The organism is Parvibacter caecicola (assembly GCF_003725335.1).
Taxonomy (GTDB): domain Bacteria; phylum Actinomycetota; class Coriobacteriia; order Coriobacteriales; family Eggerthellaceae; genus Parvibacter; species Parvibacter caecicola.
Map to the genome: position 1 here is coordinate 455,721 of NZ_QIBY01000001.1, position 24,059 is coordinate 479,779.

Genomic DNA, 24,059 nt, shown 5'->3' on the forward strand with positions numbered 1-24,059 from the left:
ACAGGCCCGCGCAATTTGTTATGATGCACGGAAACTTGTAGCAGGCCTTTACACGACCTTTGGCGAGGATTATGAAAATCTCTACTAAATCACGTTACGGCATGCGCTTTATGATTGACTTGGCGCAGCATTATGGCGAAGGACCCATCGCCTTGAAAGACGTGGCCGAGCGGCAATCCATTTCCAAGAAGTACCTGGAACAGGTAGTGGCCCCCTTAAGCTCGAAGGGGCTTCTGTCGGTTACCCGCGGCTACATGGGCGGTTACCAGCTTTCCCGCTCCCCTGAGAAAATCACCCTCGAAGACGTGGTTTCCGCCTCGGAAGACGGTTTGGATTTGATGGACTGCATCAGCGGCCACATCCGTTGCGACAGGGCCGACGGCTGCACCTCCCAAAAAGTGTGGGGCGGCCTGCAGCAAACCATGCGCGATTACCTGGCCTCCAAAACCCTCGCCGACATCATCAGCGCCTAAGCTCCCCAATCGCCGCCGCTCGCGTCCGCAGCGCCCCATCCGCAAAACAAAACGGCCCGGGACTCAACTCCCGGGCCGTTTTCATGGCATTAGGTAAAGCCGTTGCCGCCTAAGCGGCGCCGCCTTTCCCCAAATCCGGATGCAGCAGCGAAGGCGCCGCCCCCAGCAGAAGCCGGGTGTACTCGTCTTTGGGATTGTTGAATACCTGCTCGGCGGTGCCCTCCTCCACGGCCAGGCCGCCGTTCATCACCACGATGCGGTCGGAAATGTAGCGCACCGTCTGGATGTCATGGCTGATGAACACCATGGCCAGCCCCAGTTCCTTCTTCAGATCCATCAGAAGGTTCAGAATCTGGGCGCGCACGGAAACGTCCAGCGCGGAGGTGGGCTCGTCGGCGATGATGGCGTCCGGCTTCAGCGACAGGGCGCGGGCGATGGCCACGCGCTGGCGCTGGCCGCCGGACATCTGCCCCGGCAGCGCCTCCAACACCGAAGCCGGCAGGCCCACCATCTCAATCAGCTCGTTCACGCGGTTGCGGCGATAGGCTTCGTCGCCCACCTTGTGCACGATCATGGGGTCCATCAGCTGGTCCTGCACCGTCATACGGGCGTTCAGCGCGGTGGCCGGGTCTTGGAACACCACTGAAATCACGCGGCCGATAACGCGGCGGTCGGCGGCGGTACGGTTGGTCACGTCCTTGCCCTTGAAGAACACACGGCCGGAAGTGGGCTTTTGCAGGCCGCACATCACATTGGCGGTGGTGGACTTGCCACAACCGGACTCGCCCACGATGCCAATGGTCTCCCCCGGCATCAGCTTCAGCGTAAGGCCGCGTACCGCGTGCACCAAGTTGGGGTGCAGCAACGAGCCGGTACGGGTGCGGAAGGTCACCTTGATGTCGTCGAGGAAAATGATGGGCGTCTGCTCATCCTTCGCCTCGGGCGCCTCTTGAACGGGCGCGGAATTCATTACTTCTTCGCTCATAGTAGCGGACCTCCGGGAACATAGGGTTCAATGTCAAGCCGCTTGAGCTCGCTATCGGGCAGCTCGGCGTAGTAGTGGTCCGTGCCGCCGTGGCGCTTCAGCACCGGACGGATGTTGGACACCTTCTCGGGATGGCTGGAGCGCGGCGTGAAGCGATCGCCCTCGGGGAAGTCCTTGGGAGACGGCACCGTGCCAGGCACCTGGTGCAGGCGGTCGCCGCCCGCTTCGATGGAAAGCACCGAACCCAGCAGGCCGCGGGTGTACTCGTGGATGGGGTTGCCCAGAATCTCCTTCACCGGGCCCTGCTCCACCACTTGGCCGGCGTACATGACGGTGATGGAGTTGGCCACCTCCGCCACCAGGGCCAGGTCGTGGCTCACGAACACCATGGCAAATCCCAGCTCCTTCTGCAGCTTGTTCAGAAGGTCGACCACCTGCTTCTGCACGGTTACGTCGAGGGCGGTGGTGGGCTCGTCGGCGATGATCACCTTCGGGTCGCGGGTAAGGGCCATGGCGATGAGCACGCGCTGGCGCTGGCCGCCGGAAAGCTCGTGGGGGTAGGAGTCCAGCGTGCGCTTGGGGTCCAGGCCCACCAGCTCAAGCAGTTCCTCGGCGCTGCGGGTGCCGCCGCGCTTGGTGAGCTGCTTCATCTGGGCCTTGATCAGCATCGAGGGATTCAGCGACGACAGAGCGTCCTGGTAGATCATGGCAATCTCGCGGCCGCGCAGGGCGTTCATCTGGCGCTGCGACAGGTCAAGCAGGTTGCGGCCCTCGTAGAGGATTTCGCCGGAAACCTGGGCCTTCGGGTCCAACAACCCCATGATGGTGAGGGAGGTGATGGACTTGCCGCAGCCGGATTCGCCCACCAGGCCCATGGTCTGGTGCGGGCGCACCACAAAGCTCACATGGTCCACCACGTTCACGTCGCCATGGCGCGGGAACTTGATGCACAGGTCCTTCACTTCCAAAATGGGGGGCACGTCCGTATGGGCGTCGAAGCGGTCGGTGCGCAACCCCTCCATCTCCTTCAACCGCGCCAGGCGCGCCTCCAGCATCTCGGCTTGGGCGGCGTAGGCCAGCTTCGGGTCGGCCACCAGACGGTCGGCCATGCGGTCGGTGTTCAGCTTGTCGTCGCCGGCGGCCACGGGTGCCTTGGGCGCGGCGGCCATGGCGTCGGTGATGCCCTCCGAGAAGATGTTGAGGCACAGCACCGTGATCATGATGGCCAGGCCCGGGAACAGCGCCTGCCACCAACGGCCAGCCAGCACGCCGTCCTTGGCATCGGAGAGTATGTTGCCCCAGGTGGGGGTAGGCTCGGCGATGCCGGCAGAGATGAACGACAGCGACGCTTCGAACACGATGGCGTCAGCCACCAGCACGATGGTGAACACCAACACCGGCGCGATGCAGTTGCGAATGACGTGCTTGGTAAGAATCCACGGCGCCTTCGCACCGGACACGATAACCGCCCGTACGTAGTCTTGGTTGTACTCGCTCATCACATTGGCGCGCACGATGCGGGCGATTTGGGGCACGTACAAAAAGCCGATGGAGAAGATCAGCGCGGGGAGGCGCGTCTCGATGGTGGCGTTGGCGCTGAACACCACCACGAAGGTGGCGGCCAGGGCGATGCCGGGGAAGGACATGATGATGTCCATGATGCGCATGATGACGTTGGAGATCCAGTTGCGCGAAACCGCTGCGATGGCGCCGATGATGGAACCGATCACGAGGGCGAACGCCGTGGCTCCCAAGCCGATGACCAACGAGTAGCGGGCGCCGTACATCATGCGGGACAGCACGTCGCGGCCCTTGTCGTCGGTGCCGAACAGGAACTCCGAGTTGGGAGCCTGGCGGGCGGCGAAGATCTCGTAGGGGTCATGGGGGGCCAGGAAGTTGGCAAAGATGGCCACCAGCACGATGAGCGCCAGCACCACGATGGAGATGCGGGCACCGATGGTCATGTTCTTCCAGCGGCGGAAGCGCACCTTGCCCTCCAGCTTCTTGGTAGTTTTCTCACGAAGTTTCACCATGGGGCTACACCGTCCTAATGCGAGGATCGATCAGGATATAAAGCATATCCACGATGATGTTGATGATGATGAAGGCAATGGCCACGCACAGCACCACGCCCTGCACCAGCATAACGTAGTTGCTCTGGATGCCGGAAAGAATGGCCATGCCCATGCCGGGAAGCGCGAAGATTACCTCGATGATAACCGCGCCACCGATCAGGTAGCCGATGCGCAGGCCCAGCACCGTAACCGGGGTGATGAGGGCGTTGCGCAGCACGTTGCGGCCGATCACCACCGCCTTCGGTATGCCGGCGCCCAAAGCGGTGCGCACGTAGTCTTTGTCCAGCTCTTCCACCATGGAGGTACGCACCACGCGGGTCATCTGCCCCGTAACCGGCACCGCCAGCGAAATTGCCGGCAGCGCCATGCGCGCCAGCCATCCGCCGGGATCGGTGAAGAAGTCGGGCAGCTTGCCGGAAGCGGGCAGCCAATGGAGGTTGGCCATGAACAGCAGGATGAGCAGCACCGCCAGCCAGAACGACGGAGTGGCGATGCAGGCGATGGAGAACACGCGAATCACCTGGTCGGGCCATTTGTCACGCCAGATGGCGGAAATGACGCCCAGGATAACCGCGAAGAACACCGCAATGATGAGGCCCAAGAACGTGAGCTGCAGGGTTACCGGCAAGGCTTGGGCAACGCGCTCCCCCACCGAGGCCATGTTGGCGCCGTAGCTGCCAAGGTCACCCGTGAACAGCCCCGCCATGTAACGGCCGTACTGCACGATAACCGGGTCGTTCAAACCGTGCTCTTGGCGGTAAGCCTCCGCCTGCGCCGCTGAAGCGTTCTCGCCCAGAACCGAATAGGCCTGGTCGATGGGAGACAGCGACATGATGAAGAACACGAGGATGGTCACACCCAGCACCATGACCGGCAGCCACAGTATGCGGTTGACAATCAACCTCAAAAGATTGTTCACCTCATCCTCCTTTCGATACTTCTCGGCACACCTGCCCAGAAACAGCAACAGCGCTCTTGCCCCCTCCTTCAGGTTCCCCTGGAGGCGCAAGCAAACAGTGATTATTCTACCCCACAGATAGCCTAGAAACGACGGCGCACAAGAGCTATCTTGCCTCGAATTATGTTTTTTCTTATGCCTGATGAGGGGCCGAAAATGCAGGAGCCCCGCCCTTCATGAAAAGGGCGGGGCTCTGCGGAGTTTCCCATACGGCCAAGCGGCCTCGGGAGCTAGGCTTTAAGGCTTAGCCCTCAATGGGGGTGGTACCCAGGAACACCAGACCGGTGGTTGAGATGGGCTCGAAGTTCTCCAGCTTCTTCTCGTAGAAGCCGGTGGAAATCTGACGATGGAACAGCGGGTACAGCGGCACGTTCTCGGCAATCAGATCGAAGCACTGGTTCCAGATCTCCTGCTGCTTGGCGGCGTCGGCCTCTTCGCGGGCACTCTGCAGCAGAGTCTGCAGCTGCTGCCACTCAGGGGTGACGTTCCAGCAGCTGCGACCCTGGGTCCACACGTTGTCGCCGTACCACCAGGTCATCAGCAGGTCGGGGTCGTTGCCGAAGCAAGAGGGATCGCCCGGGGTGAGCATCACGTCGTAGGGCAGGATGTCATCGGAGGGCGCCAGTGCGGCCCAGTCGATCTTGGTCTCGTTGATAGTGGCCTTGATGCCCACCTGCTCCAAATCGTTCACGATCTGCGGAGCCAGGGCGTTTACCCAGTTGTTGTTCACCATCAGCTCGAAGGACAAATCGGTCTGATTTGCATCGGCCAGCAAGCTCTTGGCCTTCTCCACGTCGTGGGTGTAGATGGTGGACGCCTGATGATAGTTGGCGTAAGACTCCGGCAAAAAGCTGGTGCAAGCAGTGGCATGGCCGTCCATCTGGTTGGAAATCAGCTTGTCGTAGTCGATGGCGTAGTAGATGGCCTGACGCACGCGCACGTCGTCGAAGGGGGCCTTCTTGCAGTTGAACATCAGGAACGGCAGGGCGAAGCCGGGCACGTACTCAACGGCCACACCGGCGTTGTCCAGCTGGGTAGCGTTGGCATCCGGCACACTCTCGATAGCCAGCACGGTGCCATCGATGATGGCGGTGGTACGGGCGGTGCCGTCCAGCTGCACGGTCCAGTCCATCTCTTCGCAGGTGGCAGGCAGAGTGCCGTTGTACTGGTCGTTGGGCACGAAGCGGATGGTGCCGCCGTCGTCGCCGTTGATGGAGTCGTACTTCCAGGGGCCGGAACCGATGGGCATGGTGGACAGCTGGTCGTCGGTGAGGGCCTTCGGGAAAATCTTCACTACGGCCAGACGGCCCTTCAGCAGGCTCTCGAAGGGGTAGTTCAGGGTGAAGGTGACGGTGGTATCGTCCTTGGCGGCTACGCTCTTGATGAAGGTGAGGAAGGCGCCGTAGGTGTCATCGGCCATGTTGCGCTTGAAGGCGTTCACCACGTCGTCGGCGGTCACAGCGGAACCGTCGGAGAACTTGGCGCCCTCGCGGATGGCCACTTCGTACTCGGTGTCGGAAACCTTGGTGGGCTCGCCGGCAGCCAGAGCGGTGTAGGTCTTGTAGGTGTGCAGGTCCAAATCGTAGAGACCCTCGAACACATGCCAGGTGGCGGCCAGCATCAGAGCAGAGCTGTTGCCGATGGGGTTGCAGTTCGTGGAGCTGTAAGCAGCGGCAGCCGTGATGGCCTTGGCAACGCCAGAGCTGGCCGGCTGTTCGTCTTTCGGCTCATCGGTGGACGGTGCGGGCGCATCGGCCTTCTTGTCATCCCCGCCGCAACCGGCGAGGGTGAGGGCAGCCAGGGCGCCGGTAGCAGCAGTACCAGCCAAAAAGCCACGACGAGTGAGTTTTTCCATGTTTTTCCTCCAACTTTTGTGGTCTTACGGGGTGCCTCCCCGTATTCGCCAGCGTTACTTGGGAACTGGCGAAATGTCCTTGTACGGCCAAGACTGATTAACCATACAAAGGCTCGGCGCGGAATTATACCGTTTATTACGGTTTGTTAAACTATGGTTACGTTACTCCATAAGTTTTGCACTCTTGGCAAAACCACTTCTTAATTTTCCCATGAATTTGTCACAAGTATGATATAAATAGAAGTTTTATAAATCGCCGCATTGATGCAGGCAAAACAAAACGGCCGACTCCTCAGAGTCGGCCGTTCTCATAGGGTTCAGCGTTGCGGGAAGCGGTGCCCTACGCGTCGGCGTAGAGGTCCTTCAGCTTCACCAGGTGCTGGTAGCGGGCCATGGCCGCCTCTTCGTTCTTGGCGAACAGCTCGGTGGCGCGCTCGGGGAACTCGCGGGTGAGGCGGCTGTAGCGGGCCTCGTTCATGAGGAACTCCTGGTAACCGCCGGCCGGCTCCTTCGAATCCAGCGTGAACTTCTTGCCCACCGGCGCCGCCGGGTTGAAGCGCAGCAGGTTCCAGTAGCCGCAGTCCACCGCCTTCTTCATCTCCGCCTGGGAGTTCATCATGCCGCCCTTGATGGAGTGCATCTCACAGGGCGAGTAGCCGATGATCAGGCTGGGGCCCGGGTAAGCCTCCGCCTCCACGATGGCCTTCAGGGTTTGGGCCGGGTTGGCGCCCATGGCCACCTGGGCTACGTACACGTACCCGTAGCTCATGGCAATCTCGGCCAGGCTCTTCTTCTTGATGTCCTTGCCGGAAGCGGCGAACTGCGCCACCTGGCCCAGGTTGGAGGCCTTGGAGGCCTGACCGCCGGTGTTGGAGTACACCTCAGTGTCGAACACGAAGATGTTGACGTCCTTGCCTGAGGCGATCACGTGGTCCAGGCCGCCGTAACCGATGTCGTAGGCCCAGCCGTCGCCGCCGAAGATCCACACGCTCTTCTTGGTGAGGAACTTCCTGTTCTCCAGGATGCGGGCGCACGCCTCGCAGCCCTCCACCTTCTCCAGCTGCGCGATGAACTCGGCAGCCGCCGTCTTGCTGGCCTCGGCGTCCAGGCGGGCGTCCAGCCACGCCTGCGCGGCGGCCTTCAGCTCAGCGGAGGCCTTGTCGCCCTCCACGATCTTGGTAGCGTCTTCCACCACCATGTCCTGCACCGCCTCGTAACCCAGCAGCATGCCAAGGCCGTGCTCGGCGTTGTCCTCGAACAGCGAGTTGCTCCAGGCGGGGCCGTGGCCCTCGCAGTTGGTGCAGTAGGGCGAAGTAGCGGCCGGGCCGCCCCAGATGGAGCTGCAGCCGGTGGCGTTGGCGATGTACATGCGGTCGCCGAACATCTGGGTGACCAGACGGGCGTAGGAGGTTTCGGCGCAGCCGGCGCAGGCGCCGGAGAACTCCAGCAGCGGGCGCTTGAACTGGCTGCCCTTCACGGTGTTGCCCTCCAGCTGCGGCTTGGGGGCCACCTCGGCCACGCAGTAGTCGAACACCGCCTGCTGATCCATTTCGTCGGCCTGGGGCACCATGGCAAGCGAGCTGGTGGGGCACACGCCCACGCACACGCCGCAGCCCATGCAGTCCAGCGGGCTCACGGCCATGGTGAACTGCAGCCCGTCGCCTTGCTTGCCGCGCACGGGGATGAGACGAGCGGCCTCAGGGGCGCCGGCCGCCTCCGCCTCGGTGAGGGCGAAGGGACGGATGGTGGCGTGGGGGCACACATAGGCGCAGTTGTTGCACTGGATGCAGGTGTCCTGGTTCCAATGGGGCACGGTAACGGCAACGCCGCGCTTCTCGAAGGCGGCGGCGCCCACCGGGAACTGGCCGTCGGCGTGGTCGGCGAAGGCGGAAACCGGCAGCAGGTCGCCGTCCATGCGACCCACCGGCTCCATGATGGTCTCCACCACCTTGATCAGCTCCGGATCGCCCTCCACCCGCTGGGCCTTGGGGGCGTCTTCGGCGCTGGCCCAGTCGGCCGGCACCTCAACGGGCACGTAGGCGGTGGCGCCCACCTCGATGGCCTTGTGGTTCATGTCCACCACGTCCTGGCCCTTCTTCAGGTAGCTCTTGGTGGCGGCGTCCTTCATGTAGCCGATGGCCTCTTCCTGGGGCATGACGCCGGCCAGGCTGAAGAAGGCGGATTGCAGGATGGTGTTGGTGCGCTTGCCCATGCCGATCTCCACCGCCAGATCGATGGCGTTGATGGTGTAGAGCTTGATGCCGTTCTCGGCGATGTAGCGCTTGGAAGCGGCGTCCAGGTGCTGCCCCAGCTCTTCGGGGGTCCACTGGCAGTTGATCAGGAACACGCCGCCCGGTTTCACGTCCTGCACGATGCGGAAGCCCTTGGTGATGTAGGAGGGGTTGTGGCAGGCCACGAAGTCCGCCTGGTTCACGTAGTAGGGGCTGCGGATGGGGGCGTCGCCGAAGCGCAGGTGGCTGATGGTGACGCCGCCGGTTTTCTTGGAGTCGTACTGGAAGTAGGCCTGCACGTACTTGTCGGTGTGGTCGCCGATGATCTTGATGGAGTTCTTGTTGGCGCCCACGGTGCCGTCGCCGCCCAAGCCCCAGAACTTGCACTCGATGGTGCCCGGGGCGCTGGTGATGGGGGCCGGCTTCTCCGGCAGCGAGAGATTGGTCAGGTCGTCCACGATGCCGATGGTGAACTGGCGGCGCGGCGCGTCCTTCGCCAGCTCCTCGAACACGGCGAACACCGAAGCGGGCGGGGTGTCCTTGCTGCCAAGGCCGTAGCGGCCGCCGGTGACGGTGATGCCGGAAACGCCTTCCACCGCCAGCGCGTTCACCACGTCCATGTACAGCGGCTCGCCAATGGCGCCCGGCTCTTTGGTGCGGTCCAGCACGGCGATCTTCTTCACCGTCTTGGGCAGCGCCTCCACGAAGCGCTGGGTGACGAAGGGCCGGTACAGGCGCACCTTCACCAGGCCCACCTTCTCGCCGCGGGCGTTCAGGTAGTCGATCACTTCCTCGGCCACGTCGCAGATGCTGCCCATGGCCACGATCACCCGCTCGGCGTCTTCGGCGCCGTAGTAGTTGAACAGCTGGTAGTTGGTGCCCAGCTTCTCGTTCACCTTCTGCATGTACTCCTCCACCACGGCCGGCAGCGCGTCGTAAGTGGGGTTGCAGGCCTCGCGGTGCTGGAAGAAGATGTCGCCGTTCTCATGGCTGCCGCGCATGGCCGGGTGCTCCGGGTTCAGGGCATGGTCGCGGAAGGCGCGCACGGCGTCCATGTCGCACATCTCGGCCAGGTCGTCGTAGTCCCACACGGCGATCTTCTGCACCTCGTGGGACGTGCGGAAGCCGTCGAAGAAATTGATGAAGGGCACCTGCCCCTTGATGGCGGCCAGATGGGCCACCGCCGAGAGGTCCATGACCTCCTGCACGTTGCCCTCGGCCAGCATGGCGAAGCCGGTTTGGCGGCAGGCCATCACGTCGGAGTGGTCGCCGAAGATGTTGAGGGCCTGGGTGGACACGGTGCGGGCGGACACGTGGAACACGCTGGGCAGCATCTCCGCCGCAATCTTGTACATGTTGGGGATCATCAGCAGCAGGCCCTGCGATGCGGTGTAGGTGGTGGTAAGCGCGCCGGTGGCCAGCGAGCCGTGCACGGCGCCCGCAGCGCCGGCCTCAGATTGCATCTCGCACACCTTCACCGTGGTGCCGAAGATGTTCTTGCGCCCCGCCGCGGCCCACTGGTCCACGAAGTCGGCCATGGGGCTGGAGGGTGTGATGGGATAGATGCCCGCAACCTCGGTGAACGCATAGGAAACGTGCGCCGCCGCGTTGTTGCCATCCATCGACTTCAATTGTCTTGTCATGCTCTCTCCTTCTAAAGGGAACAAACAAAGGCGCACTTTCCCGCGCGCGCTTGATACCGGCGGCCCGCGGCGGACATGCGGCTTTGGGAAAGCGATTGCCAGGGGTTTCGGTATAGCTAATATTTGTACCACACCCCGCCCCTACCCCTTGCGGCCGCTCGGGGCAACACCGAATAAAAATCGGACAATGCCTACAAGGAAGGTGGGAGCGCATGGCAGGGGATGGGGATAACGTCATACCTCCGGCACGCGATGCGGCGGTTTGGCCAATCGGGTCATCGTAGGGCAGAGACCCTGTCTCTGCCTCGGTACCAACCGGAGTTGTATCCCAGGCAGAGATAGAATCTCTGCCCTACGAATCGCGAAGGCATGACGTTATCCCCGTCCCCTGTCACCCCCTCTAAACGCAAAAAAAGGGCGAAGACTGGAGTCTTCGCCCTTTGGGGTGGTGGAGGTGTTGCCCTTACAGCTCGGGGAGGCTGGCGGCGGCCACGGATTGGCCCACGCGGCGCATCTTCTCGTCGGGAAGGGTCACTTTGATCTGTTCCGCCAATTCCGGGTACTCTTCCGCCAAAACGCGGTTGCATTCGGAAATGAGCAGGTCGCCGCCATCGCCTGAGGCCACGCGCCCCAGCACCAGCAGCGTCTTGATCTCGTAGAACATGCTGTAGAGCACCAGCGTATGGGCCAGGTAGCAGCCGATGGAGCGGTAGATGTCCAGCGCCGCCTCGTCGCCGTTGTTGGCCAGCCCCTGCACCACCTTCAGTTTCTCGGCCGGGGAAAGGGCCGGGTCGAGGATGATGTTGGCGGCCGGCGCCAGCTTGATCACGGCGTCTTGGCTGAAGTACTTGCAGCCCACGCCGAAGTCGGTGGACCACTCGTCCTGCATGGCATTGGGGGAAAGGTCCACCGGCGCGAAGGCCAGCTCGTTGATCCAGCCCAGCACGTTGCCGTCGTTGTTCACGTAGCCCACCGCTTCGGAGGTACCCATGGCGATGCCCAGGATGTCCCCTTCGCCGGTGGACATGTAGCCGGCCAGCGCGGTGACGTCGCCGTCGTTGGCCACCACCAGCGGCACGTCGCCGATCTCGGCGCCAGCGCGGTCGTAGATGCTCTTCACCTCATCGCGACGCTCGCGGGGCACCTTGATGAACAGCGAGGCCACCATGGGGCTGTTGCCCACGAAGGTGCCGGCGGAGCTGACGCCGATGGCGTCCACCCGCGGCATCTTGGAAGCGGCGGTTTTGAAGGCGGTCACAATCTCGTTGAAGTGGTACTCCGGATCTTCGGTGATCTTGGGGAACCACACCACTTCCTCGGAGTACACCGGCTCGCCGTCGATGACGGCCGACATTTTGCGGTCGGAGCCGCCGGCGTCAAAGCCGATGCGGCAGCCCTCCATGTGGCCGCCGATTTGCTTGGCGCTCTCGTTGGCGGCGGGGAAATGGGCCTCGTCCACCGCGATCACCTCAAGCGGCTTCTCGTACACGTCGCCCACGAACTCGAAATCGAAGTGGCGCTCCCCTTCCGGGCTGTAAGCGGCCGCCAGCTTCTGGGCAATGTCGTCGCAGCCGCATAGGTATACCTTGAAACCGCCGATGCTCCACAGCTCGAACTTGATCAGGCGCTCCACGTAGCGCAGGTTGGCCTCGGCGAACTCCGGGCCGCGGATGGCGCTCTCGCGCACCGACACCAGGCCGTCTTCCCGCTCCACCGCCACTTTGATGGGGTGGCTGGCGCCTTTGAGGTACTCGATGGCCCACACGCCGAAGGGGATAAAGCCGGGATCCAGCACCGGGACGTTCTTGATTTCGTAGTCGATGCCCAAATAATTCACGTTAGTCTCCTAGAATCTCGGTGATCGCTTGCTCGGTCATGCACAGGGCGCGGGGCACATGGAAGGGGCCCTTGAACGTAGAGCCCTTGGTGGGGGGCATGGTGGGTTTGCCGTCGCGCCGCAGGTAGCCGTACCATTCGCCGTACTCCTCGTCGGCGAAGTGCTCGTGGCAGTAGTCCAGAGTTTTGAACAGCCAGTTGGCGTAGTAGTCGTCGCCGGTGTCGCGATAGGCCTTCGCGGCGGCGATCATGGTTTCGTTGTGGGGCCACCACAGCTTCATGTCGTGCTCGTAGGCCTCGGGCGGCAGGCCCTTGGCGTCGATGAAGTACAGAAGTCCGCCGTACTCCTTGTCCCAGCCGGCCTCGATGGCCTGGCGGAAGATGGCCTCGGCGGTTTTGTGCAGCTGCTCGTCGCCGCGGTAGTTGGCCTCGTCCATCATGAACCAGCTGCACTCGATGTCGTGCCCCGGGTTCACCACGCGCCCGGCGGTGTACCACAGCTCCGGCGTGCCGTCCGGCGCCACCGATTCCAGGGTGCAGCCCAGCTCGGGGTGGTAGTGCAGGTTCACAATGGCGTCGGTGCACTCCTTGGCGTGGCGGTCGTACTCCTCGGTGTGGGCCGGGTCCACCCGGCGCATGATGGAGATGATGTTCAGGAAAATCATGGGGTCGCCCAGCGCGCGGCCAGTGCGGGTTTCGGCGATGGTTTTGGGGCCCATGCCGGTGGGGTCTTCGATCAGGCCGTTATTCAGCTGATAGATGAGCTGGTAGGCGCGGCGCGCCCGGGCCAGACACTCCTCATCGCCAGTGATGCCGTAGTACTCGGCGTTGGCGATGCAGTAGAAGCCCTCCGAGAAGCAGTAGCGGCGCTGGCGCAACGGAAGCCCCTCGGCGGTGACGGTGAAGTACAGCCGGCCGGCCGCCTCGTAGTTGATGCAGTGCTCCTCCAAGAAGTCCAGGCAGCTCTTGGCCGCCTCCATCCATTCCGGCCGCTGGCCGTACACGTGGCACAGGTACGAGAACGTCCAGGCGCAGCGCCCCTGCATCCACACGCTCTTGTCGGTGGAGTACACCTTGCCCTCGCGGTCGAGGCAGGTGTACACGCCGCCGTTCACCGGGTCCATGCCGTGCTCAAGCCAGAAAGCAATGCAGGTTTCCAGCTGCTGGCGAATCCAATCGCGCTCCAGCTTGAGCCGTTCGATGTGATTTCCCAACGCAACCTCCTAAAATCCCAGGCTCCAAAAACCACGTTCAGAATACCAAAACTCCTGCAGGCGCCGCACGCGCGCCCCAGTAGTTGCCTTTCGGTTACAAGGCAAACCCTCCCGGCAGTGCCGAGAGGGCCGAAAGTCCGTGCCGCCGCTCTGCTTGTCGGGCGGCTACTGGCGCACCGGGGCGTCCGGGTCCATCATGCCCTGCTTCTTCAGCACGGCCACGATGTTCTCCACGTCTTCGCCCACCAGCCGTTGCACCGGCTCGCGCATCTCGTTGGTGTTGAACACGCCCATCTGCCACAGGGCCGTTTTGAACGCGCCCACGCCAGCGCCGAAGCCCACCGTGGCCCGCACGCCGCGGGTGACGAACATCAGCTTGGCCAGGTGGTCCTGCAGCTCGCGCACGCGGTTCCAGTCGCCCGCCTGCGAGGCCTTCCACATTTCCACGTACGAATAGGGGTCCACGTTGGCAAGGCCGGGCACGCTGCCGTCGGCGCCGCCCAGAAGGGCGCCGTCCACCACTACCTCATGGCCGGTGAGCAGCTGCATGGGATGCCCCGCCTCTTCGTTCTCGATAACCAGCCAGCGGAAGTTCACATCATCGCCGGAAGAGTCCTTCACGCCCTGGATGACGCCGTCCTTGCCCAGACGCATCAGCATCTCGGGGGCCAGCTTGGTGTGCACGCAGCAGGGCAGGTCGTAGGCGAACAGCGGCAGGTCGGTGTACTCGCGAATGGCGCGGAAGTGGCGCTCCACCTCTTTGGGGCCGCCCAGCGCGTAGAAGGGAGCGGTGGCCACCAGGGCGTCCACGCCGAAAGAGGCGGCCCGTTTTGCCTGGTCAACCACGCGCATGGTTTCCATATCGATAATGCCCGCCATCACCGGCACGCGGCCGTTCACTACGGCCACCGCCTCTTGCAGCACGTGATAGCGCTGCGCATCGGTGAGGAAGGCCACTTCCCCGCTGGAGCCCAGGAAGAACAGGCCGTCCACGCCCGCGTCGATCATGCGGTTGACGCTGCGATGGAAAGCGTCCAGGTCGAGGGATTTCTTCGCGGTAAGGGGAATGACAACCGGGGGGATGACCCCGCGGAAGGGAGACTCGCTCATCAAATGATCGCTTTCTCTTCGGTTGCGGCGAAACAAAAAGGGCACCGCGGAAAACGCGCGGCGCTGCCCTTGTTTCTGTTACCGCCTAGCATAGCCAACATGGAAAATCCCGCAACCGGGCTGACACAAAGCCGTAATTATTTCACATGGGCGCCCTTACAGCGCAAGCGGCTGCCACGAACCGTCGATGTCGCACAGCCACGCCTGGGGGTTGTCCAGAGTGAAGAAGGTGAGGGCTGGGTCGTCGGGGCCGCTGTAGCACTCCCCCAGCCCCACCATGTGCTGAAAACCGGCGCTGCGCACCTCTGGCGAGGCGGTATCGGCGAGGTTGGCGGCCCCGCGCATGATGATCCAGCCGCTCCCGGGCTTCCAGGCGGTCAGCTCCACCTGGGGGTTGGCGGCCATCTCCCGGTACACGTCTTTGGTGGTGGCGGTGCAGAACTGGATGCGACCGTCTTGCTCCATGGCGAAGCTGAAGGGGCGCACGTGGGGCTGCACGGCGCCCCCTGCGGCCACCTCCGCCGTGGCCAAGTACCACGCCGGCACGCTGGTGAGGTAATCGACGATGAGCTTCGTTGCGTCTTCCATGGGATTTCCTTTCCGTATGGACCGTTACATATATATGGTGGCCAGCAGCACGCAGGCCAGCATAAGGGCCACGCCGGCGCAGGCCATGCCATCGCGGTAGGTGCAGCGCAGCGGGTGCAGGCGGGTGATGCCCTCGCCGCCGTGGTAGCAGCGGGCATCCATGGCCTGCGAAAGGATTTCCGCATGGCGAAACGCGCTGGAGAACAGCGGCACCATCAGGGCAGAAAGCGAGCGCAGGCCGCCGCGGAAGGGGTTGACGGTAAGGTGGGCGCCGCGGCTCAGCTGCGCCTTGCGCACGTTGGAGAGCTCTTGGGCGAACTGGGGCAGAAAGCGCAGCGCAATGCCCAGTATCATGCCCAGCTCGTGGGCCGGCACCCCGATGCGGCGCAGGGGCCGCAGCAGCCGCTCGAAGGCGGCGGTAATGTCAAGCGTGGTGGTGGTGAGGGTGAGCAGACTCATGGCCATCAGCAGAAGCATCAGCCGCACCGCGATGAAGCCCGCCGACTGCAGCCCCTTCTGACTGATGCACAGGATGCCCCATTGGAAGTACACCTGGCCCCCCTGCACGAACAGCACGTTCAGGAGCGCCGTGAACAGCACCAGCACCAAAAGCGGCCCCACCGAGCGCAGCGCCTGCAGCGGCGGAATGCGGGCGATGAGGTAGAAGACCGCCAGGAACAGGGCCGCCACCGCCAGCGCCCAGGGGTTCCCGGCGCAGAACACCACCGCCATCAGCGCCAGCGACAGCAGGAACTTCACCCGCGGGTCCAGGGCATGCACCGGGCTCTCCCCCGGCCAGTACTGGCCCAACAGCAGCTGATTCATCTCCGGTCAGCCCCCTCGCGCGCCGCCACGGCGCGTCCCAGCGCCCGGGCAATGGCGTCCGCCAGCTGCTCTTCGGTGAAAAACCCCGCCTCCAGCGGAAAGCCCGCCTGTCGCAACTGGCCGGCGAAGGCGACGGGAGCCGGCAGCCCCAGCCCCACCGAACGCAGACGCTCGCCGTCCGCGAACACCTCCGCGGGCGTCCCCAGCGCGAACACCTCCCCTTCCGAGAGCACCAGCACCCGGCTGCAGCGAGCCGCCAGATCGTCCATGGAATGGGACACCATCACCACCGTGGTGCCCTGGGCGTGGAAGCCGGAAATCATGTTCAGGAAATCCTCCCGCGCCTTGGGGTCGAGGCCGGCGGCCGGCTCGTCCAGCACCAGCATCTCCGGGTTCATGGCTAGCACGCCGGCGAAGGCCACCCGCCGCTGCTGACCGCCGGAGAGGCTAAAAGGAGAACGGCCCTTCAGCTGCTCGAAGCAAAGCCCCACCCGTTCGAGCGCTTCCCGCACCCGCTGCTCTATCTGGGCTTCCGGCACCCCCATGTTGCGGGGGCCGAAGGCCACGTCGTCGAACACCGTGGCGGCGAACAGCTGGGTTTCCGGGTACTGGAACACCAGCCCCACCCGGCCGCGCACCCGGCGCGCCACTTCCTTGGAAGCGAGGCTTTCGCCATCCGCCAGCACCCGCCCCTCCGTGGGGTGGATGAGGCCGTTCATGTGCTGGATGAGGGTGGATTTACCCGAGCCAGTATGGCCGGCGATGCCCAAAAACTCCCCCGGCTCCACCGTAAAGCTCACGTGGCGCAGGGCCCACGGCGCGTCAGGCGCGTTGCCCCACTGGGCCTTCTTCGCCCCGGAGCGCTTTTTCTTCTTCGCCTCGCCCCCCTCGTAGGAGTAGCTCACATCTTCGAATTCAAGCCGCACAGCTCCTCCTTCAACGCGTCATCGGTAATGCAGGGGGCCACATCCACGCCGCGCCGCTGCAGCGACAGGGCCAGCCGGCAGGCGAAGGGCACCTCCAGCGCCAGCTCCTGCAGCTCATGGGCCCGCACCAGCACCTCTTCCGGGGCGCCGTCCATGCGCACCTGCCCCTCCTGCAGCACCACCACCCGCTGCGCGCGCGCCGCCTCCTCCATGAAGTGGGTGATCATCACGATGGTCATCCCCTCTTCGTGCAGCTGGCGCACCACCCGCATCAGCCCCTTGCGGCCGCGCGGGTCAAGCATGGCGGTGGCCTCGTCCAGGATGAGGATGGCCGGGTCCATGGCCAGGATGCCGGCGATGGCCACCCGCTGCTTCTGGCCGCCGGAAAGGGCGAAGGTCTCGTGCTGCTCGAAGCCGGAAAGCCCCACCTCCTCCAGCGCCGCGCTCACCCGCTGGCGCAAATCGGGATTGGGCACTCCCAAATTCTCGGGGCCGAAGGCCACGTCGTTTTCGATGAGGGTGGCCACCAGCTGGTCGTCGGGGTTCTGGAACACCAGCCCCGCGTTGGAGCGGATGAAGTAGGTGAACTGGGGGTCGCGGGTGTCTTTGCCGAACACTTCCACCTGCCCCTCGTCGGGGGTCAAAAGCGCGTTGATGTGCTTGGCGATGGTGCTCTTACCCGAGCCGTTGCCCCCCAACAGGCACAGGAACTGGCCCTGAGGCACTTCGAGCCCCAGGTGCTGGAACACGAAGGCCTTGCCGTCGTAGGTGAAGCCGGCGTCTTGGAAGCGGACGAACGGCGCATCTGGCGAATTGTCCATGGCGGTCCTTTCAGGGGCGGCGCGGGGGCGCGGTGACGGAACGGGGCGGCGCGTGGTGGCGCGGCGCAGCGGGGCGGCAAACCGGCGGGGCTTAGCGGCCCTTCACCTGGCGCTTCTCGGGGGTGATGAGGTTGGACACCGCCTTGTACACCACCACGGTGAGCACGGCGTTTAAAAGCCCCTTCAGCAAATTGAAGGGAATCAGCACCGGCACGATCATGGCCACCACGGCCTCGAAGGGCACCCCCAGCCAGGCGGGGGTGAGCAAAAGATTGCCCAGCACCGCCATCACCATGGCCCCCAAAACGCCCAGCGCAAGGCCGATGGCGGCGCCTTTGAAGGTGCGGTTGCGCTTATACACGATGGCCGACGGCGCCACGATTCCCACGATCACCATGATGTTCATGAGGGCGCCGGTGAAGTCGGCCATCAGGATGCCGTGGGCGATGCAGGACACGATGCCGCAGGCAAGGCCGGCCGCTGGGCCGAAGGCGAAGCCGCACACCAGCGCCGGCATGGCGGAGGCGTCGTACTTCAGCCACGTGACACCAGGCAGAAGCGGAAATTCCACGAAGGAGAGCGGCACCGAGATGGCGCACAGAAGCGCGATGGTTACCAGCGTGCGGGTGGACCAGCGGTTGGTGTTGGCCAGCGTCGCCTGGGCCGTGGGGGCCTTCGGCGCGATGGGCTCTTTCGGGGCGCCGGGCGCCGGGGTTTGCAGTTCGCTGTAATCGGTAGGGTTTTTCGCCATTGCGAACACCTTCTTTCCGCGGGGCGGTTTTAAGGATAAGCGCCGTTTCCTTCCCCGCACAAAAAGAAACGAGCCTCATGAATTCCCATTCACAAAGGCTCGTGCGTTCGCCGGATTGGCTCTTTTGGGGCCTCCTGCGAATACTGCCTCTTCCATCCGGACTGTAACCGTTGGTCCCCGAATTTCACGGAGTCAGCCGCGCGCATGGCGCGGGTCGCGGACTGCGCGGCCATGAGCCGCTCACCGCCAGTGGGGACTTCCACCCCGCCCTGAAACAGAATTCACTGCCCCGCATTGTAGGCATTCCCCGCCCCGTGCGCAACAGGGGCGGCGAAAGCGGAGGCGATGCGTTATTCGAAACGGTAGAGGTCGGCGGTGGCTTGCTTGAAGTCCTCGTACACCTCGGCGGCGATGGCTTCGTCCTCCACCAGCTCGAAGGCGGCCGGCTGGCCGTCATCGTCCAGGTCGGCCACTTCCAGCAGCACCACTTCGCCGCTGGAAAGGGCCGGGTTCGCGTCGTCCACCGGGAAGAAGAAACCGTAGGACTTGCCTCCGTGCAGGATGAGCCCCAGAAATTCCAGGTTCAGGGTGTCGCCCTTCTCGTCCTGCAGCGCGATGACCACGCCCTCCTCGGTGGGCGGGCAGAAGTTAGGGGCGCTCCCCGTACGAATCCCATCGGTCATGGCACGTCCTTTCTCTGTCTTTTCCAAACAGGCCCTTTGCGCCTGTTTGGAACCGTAGCTGCGTCTCAGTTGTTCCTTTAGGCAGAGATAGGATCTCTGCCCTACGAAAAACTGGCTCAAGGCCCTTTCGGGCCGAAACGTTCAACCCAAGGCCCTCCGGGGCGAAATCCCCTCCGCCCCTTCCTGTCCAGCGGGCGAGCGAGAAGGCGCCCGGTGCCCCAGATTGCCCGCGCTGCGGGCCAGGCGTACTGCAGTACGCGCAGAGCCCGCAGGAAGGGGCAAGCTGGGGTGCCCGGCGCCTTCGCATCGCCGAGCAGTTCCGCCGTGCGCCAGAACGGCGGAACGACCTATCGCTTCTGGTTGCGCTGGGAGCGCTTGCGGGCGCGGTCGGAGGCGCGGCCGGCCTTGCGGGCCGCCTCTTCGGCCGCTTCCAGCATCTCGGCGTCGGAGATGTAGGTTTCGCTGGCGCGGTAGGAGGTCTTGGCCTTCTTCTGCACGCTCTCCTGCACCTTGCGCCGCGCCGCTTCCTCGCTCTTGGCGCGCAAAGCCGCGCTGTCCTCGCCCGGCGCGCCGCCCTCGGCAACCGCCTGGGCCTCCTGCGCCTTCGCTTCCTTCTCGATGCGCTCCAGCGGCACCGACGCCAAAGCCGGCGCCCCCTTCATCTCCATCTCGAACAGCCCCACCTTATCACCGTAGCGCTTCTGCAGACGGGCGTAACGGGGCTCGCGGGTCTTCCACAGGGCGTAAAGCGGCGTCGCGATGGCGATGGACGAGTACGAGCCGGCGATGAGGCCGATGGCCATGGCGAAGGCGAAGTCCTTCAGAGTTTCGCCGCCGAACAGCAGCATGGCAAACACCGGGATGAACGAGGTGATGGTGGTGTTGATAGTGCGCAAAAACACCTGGTTGATGGAATGGTTGGCCATGGTCATGAAGGTGCAGCGGATATTCTCTTCCTTCATGTTGTCGTTGATGCGGTGGAACACCACCACCGTGTCGTAGAGGGAGTAACCCAAGATGGTGAGCAGGGCGGCGATGGTGTTGGGGTTCACCTCGCGGCCCACCAGGGCGTAGATGCCCATCACCAGGATGAGGTCGTGGAACAGGGCCACGATGGCCATGATGCCCATCTTGTACTCGAAGCGGATGGCGATGTAGATGATGATCAGCACGATGGACACGAGGAAGGCGATGAGCGACGAGCTGATCACGCTGGGGCCCCAGTCGGGGCCGATGGTGGTCACCTCGAAGTCGTTGGAGCCCAGCCCGAGCGCGGCGGCCACGGTGCTGGCCACCTCGGTGGCGTCCTCGGCCGACATGGTGGTGGTGCGCACCAAAAAGCCCGCTTCGCCGTTGGTGGAGGTGGTTTGGATCACGGCGTCCGGCTCGCCGGCGTCGCTGAAGGCGGTGCGCATCTGCTCGGTGGTGATGTCGCCGGTGCCGTGGAACGCGGTGGAGCTGCCGCCAATGAACTCGATGCCGAAGTTCAGGCCGCGCACGCCCACCACCACCAGGCACAGGGTTACCACCACGGCGGCCACGGTGAGCAGCACCTTGCGGTAGCCCATGAAGTTGATGTCGTGCTTGATGAAGCGCCCCTTCAAAGCGGCCAGCTTCGCCTCCACGGCGCGGGCCTTGGCACTGCCCTCGTCCGCCTCAAGCACCGCGTCGCTCTCGGCGGCGTTCATCTGGGCGGCGGTTTCCGCCTCCGCCACCGGCACCCCTTCGGCCAGGGCAACTTCCTCGTACACCTTGGCGGCCGCCTGCGAATCGGACACGCCCCAGAAGCCGGGGTGCTTCGCGATGGCCTTGGGGGCCAGCAGACGGATGATGGGGGCCTTGAACAGCAGCATCATGGCGATGTCGCAGAAAATGCCCAGCGCCAGCGTGAGGCCGAAGCCCTTAACCGATGCGCTGGCCAGGAAGAACAGGCACAACGCCGACACCAGGGTTACCAAGTCGGCATCGATGGAGGTGAGGATGGCGTGGCGCACGCCACTCTTGGAAGCGGCGCGGATGGAGCGGCCCATGCGAATTTCCTCGCGGAAGCGCTCCAGCGTGAGCACCGAGGAGTCGGCGGCCATGCCCACGGTGAGCACGATGCCGGCGATGCCCGCCAGCGAAAGCGAGAACTGGCCGAACCACGACAGCAGCGCCAAGAGCCCCAGATACAGCACGGCGAAGATGGCCATGGCGCCGGCGGTGATGAGCCCCAGGCCCTTGTAGAAGAACAGCAGGTACAGCATCACGATGGCCAGGCCGATGAGGGCCACCAGCACGCCGGCCGCCAGCGCCTCTTGCCCCAGCGTGGGGCCCACCACCTGGGCCTGGGCGTACTCGAAGTTGATGGGCAGCGAGCCGCTTTCCAGCACCGTCTCCAGGCTCTGGGCCTCTTCCAGGGTGTAGTTGCCGGTGATGGACACCTTGCCGTCGGGGATTTCCCCTTGCACGGCGGGGGCCGACTGCACCTCGTCGTCCAAGATGATTACGATCCGGCCGTGGTCGGCCGCCAGCTCTTTGGTGGCCTCGGCGAAGGCCTGGGCCCCCTTGGAGTTCAGGGTGAGGTTCACCGAGTAATCGGAAGCGGTTTCGCTGGCGCGGCTGATGTCCACGCGGGAAATTTCAGAACCGGTGATGAGCGGGGTGTAGGTGCCCGGCTGCACCGTGAGGTGCTGCACCTGGCCCGAGGGGAAGCTGTAGCCGAACTCGTCGGTGATGGTGCCCACGGTGCCGTAGTCGCCCTGGGCGATCTTTTTCTTCACCTCTTCGTCGGTGAAGCTGTCCAGCCGCGCGAACACCAGCTGGCCGGTTTTGCCGATGGTGTTCAGCGCCTCCTGCGAATCGGACAGGCCGGGAATCTGCACCAAAATCTGGTCGTCCCCCTGCAGCTGCACCGTGGCCTCGCTGGCGCCCAAGGCATTCACGCGGGTTTCGATGATGGCGCGGGAGGCCTCCATGTCCTCGGCGCTCACGGCGCCGCCGTCGGTGTTCTTGGCGGTGAGCACCACCGACAGGCCGCCCTGGATGTCCAGGCCCTGGTTGATGCGCTCGGCGGGCGGGGTGAACATGAAGATGGAGGCGATCACCAAAATGGTGGTGACGACGAGAAGCCACACGTTGCGGCGGTCGGTGTTGGGGGCCACGGGCTTCTTCGGAGTGCGCTCAAGTGCCATGGGGGGCTACTTCCTTTTCTCATCAACAGAGCGCACCCTTCGGCACGCTCGGACACAACGTTCCTATTTTTCCACAAATGCGTTTTCCCGTAAACCGTTTACTTATTGTTTATCTGTGGAAAAAACAATGGCTACCTGGGAAAACCCTTCCCTTGGGGAAGGCTCAGCAAATGAACATCGCATCGCCGAACGACAGCATGCGGTAGCGCTGCTCGATAGCGTGGCGGTAGGCGGCCATGACGTTCTCGCGGCTGGAGAACGCCGACACCAGCATCATGAGGGTGGAGCGGGGCACGTGGAAGTTGGTGATCAGGGCGTCCACCGCCTTGAACTGGTAGCCGGGCAGGATGTAGAGGGAAGTGGCCTCGCGGTCCACCGGCCGCACCCGCCCCGTTTCGGCGGCGGCGCTCTCCAGCGAGCGCACCGAGGTGGTGCCCACCGCGATCACCCGGCCGCCGGCGTCGCGGGCCTCGTTCACCACGGCGGCGGTTTCCGGCGACACGCTGTAGAACTCGGTGTGGATGGCGTGGGCGGCGGGGTCTTCCTCGTCCACCACGCGGAAAGTGTCAAGCCCCACTTCCAGCTCCACCGTGCGCCACTGGGCGCCGGCCACCTGCACCGCTTCGATGAGGGCCGGCGTGAAATGCAGCCCCGCCGTGGGGGCCGCCGCCGAGCTCTCACGGCGGGAGTAGACGGTTTGGTACAGCTCCATGTCGCCGTTGTACTCTTTTATATAGGGGGGAAGCGGCGTTTTGCCAGCGGCGTGCAGCGCCTCGTCCAGCGAGGGCAGCGCGGTGGACAGCCGGGCGATGCGCTCGCCTTTCTGACCGCCCTCCACCCAGTCAACCACTTCTACCGAAAGCGCCACCTGCCCCTGGGCGTCGGGGATGTCCACCACCGCGCCGCTGCCGGGCTTCAGCCGCTTGCCGGGGCGCACCAGCACTTCCCACAGGGCGCTCTGGTTGCCATGGGGCGTCTGGCCGAGCACTTCCCGCAGCAGAAACACCTCCGCCGCGCCGCCGCTGCCGCGCTTCTGCCCCAGCAGCCGGGCCGGGCGCACGCGGGTCTCGTTCACCACGAACACGTCGCCGGGGCGCACGTACTCCGCTATGTCTTTGAAAATACGGTCCTGCAGGGCGCCGCTTTCGCGGTCCATCACCAAAAGCCGGCACTCGTCGCGCACGGGCCACGGCTCTTGGGCGATCAGCTCTTCCGGCAAGGGGTAATCGAAATCGTCGGTACGCATGGGCTTTCTCCGGTTGGGGTTTTCAAGAACAGCCCATGCTACCACTGATGGGCATCGGCTATGAGTGCGCCTCCCGCAACGATTTGAGAATGGCCCGTTTCCGTTGCTGCTTCAGCTGGTAGGCCCGCTTCTCCTTGCGGTTGCGCTGCCGCTGGTCCTCTTCCTGGGCCCGCGCGTCGGCCGTTTGCTCCAGCCGGGCGCGGCGCGCCTGGGCCCGCAGCTGCTTGCGCTGCTCCCGCTCGGCTTGGGCCTCTTCGGCGGAAAACCGGCAGCCGCAGTAGTTCTGCCGGTACATGCCCTCTTCGCGGGAGCGCTGGGTGGCGGCGTCGTAATAGGGGCGGTAATCGGCGAACAGCGGCTCAAGCCCGTGGGCCTCGGCGGCGAAGCGCAGCTCTTCCTCGATGATGGCGGTGTACTGGTAGGGGCTCACCGACAGCGTAGTGCCCAGCTGGCTGTAGCCGTTTTCGGCGGCGAAGCGGGCGGCTTCGGCGAACCGCTGCCGGTAGCAGGCGCGGCAGCGGGCCTGGCGGGCCTGCTCGGCGGGGCCGGGGGCTTCGGCGGGTTCGGAATCGGCGGGAACGTTGGGGGCTTCGGGAGTTCCGAAAACGCCGGCATCACCCGCGATGGCCGCCGTACCCGCATCGGCGCCCACGGCCGCGCCCGGCT

General features: G+C 64.3%; 18 protein-coding genes and 1 riboswitch. Of the genes, 1 reads left to right on the forward strand and 17 read right to left on the reverse strand.

The features are described 5' to 3' along the window. The first annotated feature begins 71 nt into the window (after positions 1-71). Positions 72-473 carry an RrF2 family transcriptional regulator gene (locus tag DMP11_RS01975; protein WP_123184794.1) on the forward strand — a complete coding sequence of 134 codons (402 nt, stop codon included), beginning with the start codon at positions 72-74 and terminating at the stop codon, positions 471-473. Positions 474-582: 109 nt separating this feature from the next. Here the strand turns inward: DMP11_RS01975 and DMP11_RS01980 are convergent, their stop codons facing one another. The 17 genes from DMP11_RS01980 to DMP11_RS02060 form a co-directional block, all read right to left on the reverse strand. Continuing rightward, a complete protein-coding gene (locus DMP11_RS01980; protein ID WP_123184795.1) occupies positions 583-1,458 on the reverse strand; it encodes an ABC transporter ATP-binding protein in 876 nt (291 codons plus the stop codon). Continuing rightward, positions 1,455-3,491, reverse strand: a complete 2,037-nt coding sequence (locus DMP11_RS01985; protein ID WP_123184796.1) for a dipeptide/oligopeptide/nickel ABC transporter permease/ATP-binding protein — start codon at positions 3,489-3,491, stop codon at positions 1,455-1,457. Before DMP11_RS01985 ends, DMP11_RS01980 begins: the two co-directional genes overlap by 4 nt. 4 nt (positions 3,492-3,495) lie before the next feature. Then, complete coding sequence (locus tag DMP11_RS01990; RefSeq protein WP_123184797.1) at positions 3,496-4,452, reverse strand: ABC transporter permease; 957 nt, start codon at positions 4,450-4,452, stop codon at positions 3,496-3,498. A gap of 283 nt (positions 4,453-4,735) precedes the next feature. After that, positions 4,736-6,346: an ABC transporter substrate-binding protein gene (locus DMP11_RS01995; RefSeq protein WP_123184798.1), complete on the reverse strand. Its 1,611-nt coding sequence runs from the start codon at positions 6,344-6,346 to the stop codon at positions 4,736-4,738. A 340-nt stretch (positions 6,347-6,686) separates the two neighbouring features. Next, positions 6,687-10,220 carry a pyruvate:ferredoxin (flavodoxin) oxidoreductase gene (gene nifJ, locus DMP11_RS02000; protein ID WP_123184799.1) on the reverse strand — a complete coding sequence of 1,178 codons (3,534 nt, stop codon included), beginning with the start codon at positions 10,218-10,220 and terminating at the stop codon, positions 6,687-6,689. Positions 10,221-10,683: 463 nt separating this feature from the next. Continuing rightward, positions 10,684-12,057, reverse strand: a complete 1,374-nt coding sequence (locus DMP11_RS02005) for an ROK family protein (protein ID WP_123184800.1) — start codon at positions 12,055-12,057, stop codon at positions 10,684-10,686. A gap of 1 nt (position 12,058) precedes the next feature. After that, complete coding sequence (locus DMP11_RS02010; RefSeq protein WP_194950422.1) at positions 12,059-13,270, reverse strand: AGE family epimerase/isomerase; 1,212 nt, start codon at positions 13,268-13,270, stop codon at positions 12,059-12,061. A gap of 165 nt (positions 13,271-13,435) precedes the next feature. Next, a complete protein-coding gene (locus DMP11_RS02015) occupies positions 13,436-14,380 on the reverse strand; it encodes a dihydrodipicolinate synthase family protein (protein ID WP_123184801.1) in 945 nt (314 codons plus the stop codon). A gap of 156 nt (positions 14,381-14,536) precedes the next feature. Beyond that, positions 14,537-14,968 carry a pyridoxamine 5'-phosphate oxidase family protein gene (locus tag DMP11_RS02020; protein ID WP_123184802.1) on the reverse strand — a complete coding sequence of 144 codons (432 nt, stop codon included), beginning with the start codon at positions 14,966-14,968 and terminating at the stop codon, positions 14,537-14,539. A 24-nt stretch (positions 14,969-14,992) separates the two neighbouring features. After that, positions 14,993-15,793, reverse strand: coding sequence for an energy-coupling factor transporter transmembrane component T family protein (locus DMP11_RS02025; RefSeq protein WP_123184803.1), 801 nt, complete (start codon positions 15,791-15,793; stop codon positions 14,993-14,995). Next, positions 15,790-16,719 carry an energy-coupling factor transporter ATPase gene (locus tag DMP11_RS02030; RefSeq protein WP_123184804.1) on the reverse strand — a complete coding sequence of 310 codons (930 nt, stop codon included), beginning with the start codon at positions 16,717-16,719 and terminating at the stop codon, positions 15,790-15,792. The genes DMP11_RS02025 and DMP11_RS02030 overlap by 4 nt, the downstream gene beginning before the upstream one ends. Continuing rightward, positions 16,695-17,540, reverse strand: coding sequence for an energy-coupling factor transporter ATPase (locus tag DMP11_RS02035; RefSeq protein WP_123184805.1), 846 nt, complete (start codon positions 17,538-17,540; stop codon positions 16,695-16,697). Before DMP11_RS02035 ends, DMP11_RS02030 begins: the two co-directional genes overlap by 25 nt. Positions 17,541-17,631: 91 nt before the next feature. Then, a complete protein-coding gene (locus DMP11_RS02040) occupies positions 17,632-18,291 on the reverse strand; it encodes an ECF transporter S component (RefSeq protein WP_123184806.1) in 660 nt (219 codons plus the stop codon). A 140-nt stretch (positions 18,292-18,431) separates the two neighbouring features. Then, positions 18,432-18,572: riboswitch (FMN riboswitch) on the reverse strand. A 69-nt stretch (positions 18,573-18,641) separates the two neighbouring features. Then, positions 18,642-18,974 carry a DUF1292 domain-containing protein gene (locus DMP11_RS02045; RefSeq protein ID WP_194950421.1) on the reverse strand — a complete coding sequence of 111 codons (333 nt, stop codon included), beginning with the start codon at positions 18,972-18,974 and terminating at the stop codon, positions 18,642-18,644. 347 nt (positions 18,975-19,321) lie between these two features. Next, complete coding sequence (secD, locus tag DMP11_RS02050; RefSeq protein ID WP_123184807.1) at positions 19,322-22,147, reverse strand: protein translocase subunit SecD; 2,826 nt, start codon at positions 22,145-22,147, stop codon at positions 19,322-19,324. 163 nt (positions 22,148-22,310) lie between these two features. Next, entirely contained in the window at positions 22,311-23,393 is a 1,083-nt protein-coding gene (queA, locus tag DMP11_RS02055; RefSeq protein ID WP_123184808.1) for a tRNA preQ1(34) S-adenosylmethionine ribosyltransferase-isomerase QueA, read from the reverse strand. 58 nt (positions 23,394-23,451) lie between these two features. Continuing rightward, positions 23,452-24,059: epoxyqueuosine reductase QueH (locus DMP11_RS02060; protein WP_211329058.1), on the reverse strand; the 608-nt coding region annotated here is incomplete at its 5' end.

What these genes read in the sequence shown, in the direction of transcription:
- DMP11_RS02035 (WP_123184805.1), bottom strand. Translation starts at nt 17,540, where the DNA reads ATGGACAATTCGCCAGATGCGCCGTTCGTCCGCTTCCAAGACGCCGGC.
- DMP11_RS02025 (WP_123184803.1), bottom strand. Translation starts at nt 15,793, where the DNA reads ATGAATCAGCTGCTGTTGGGCCAGTACTGGCCGGGGGAGAGCCCGGTG.
- DMP11_RS02040 (WP_123184806.1), bottom strand. Translation starts at nt 18,291, where the DNA reads ATGGCGAAAAACCCTACCGATTACAGCGAACTGCAAACCCCGGCGCCC.
- secD (WP_123184807.1), bottom strand. Translation starts at nt 22,147, where the DNA reads ATGGCACTTGAGCGCACTCCGAAGAAGCCCGTGGCCCCCAACACCGAC.
- DMP11_RS02045 (WP_194950421.1), bottom strand. Translation starts at nt 18,974, where the DNA reads ATGACCGATGGGATTCGTACGGGGAGCGCCCCTAACTTCTGCCCGCCC.
- DMP11_RS01980 (WP_123184795.1), bottom strand. Translation starts at nt 1,458, where the DNA reads ATGAGCGAAGAAGTAATGAATTCCGCGCCCGTTCAAGAGGCGCCCGAG.
- DMP11_RS02020 (WP_123184802.1), bottom strand. Translation starts at nt 14,968, where the DNA reads ATGGAAGACGCAACGAAGCTCATCGTCGATTACCTCACCAGCGTGCCG.
- nifJ (WP_123184799.1), bottom strand. Translation starts at nt 10,220, where the DNA reads ATGACAAGACAATTGAAGTCGATGGATGGCAACAACGCGGCGGCGCAC.
- DMP11_RS01985 (WP_123184796.1), bottom strand. Translation starts at nt 3,491, where the DNA reads ATGGTGAAACTTCGTGAGAAAACTACCAAGAAGCTGGAGGGCAAGGTG.
- DMP11_RS01975 (WP_123184794.1), top strand. Translation starts at nt 72, where the DNA reads ATGAAAATCTCTACTAAATCACGTTACGGCATGCGCTTTATGATTGAC.
- DMP11_RS01995 (WP_123184798.1), bottom strand. Translation starts at nt 6,346, where the DNA reads ATGGAAAAACTCACTCGTCGTGGCTTTTTGGCTGGTACTGCTGCTACC.
- queA (WP_123184808.1), bottom strand. Translation starts at nt 23,393, where the DNA reads ATGCGTACCGACGATTTCGATTACCCCTTGCCGGAAGAGCTGATCGCC.
- DMP11_RS02015 (WP_123184801.1), bottom strand. Translation starts at nt 14,380, where the DNA reads ATGAGCGAGTCTCCCTTCCGCGGGGTCATCCCCCCGGTTGTCATTCCC.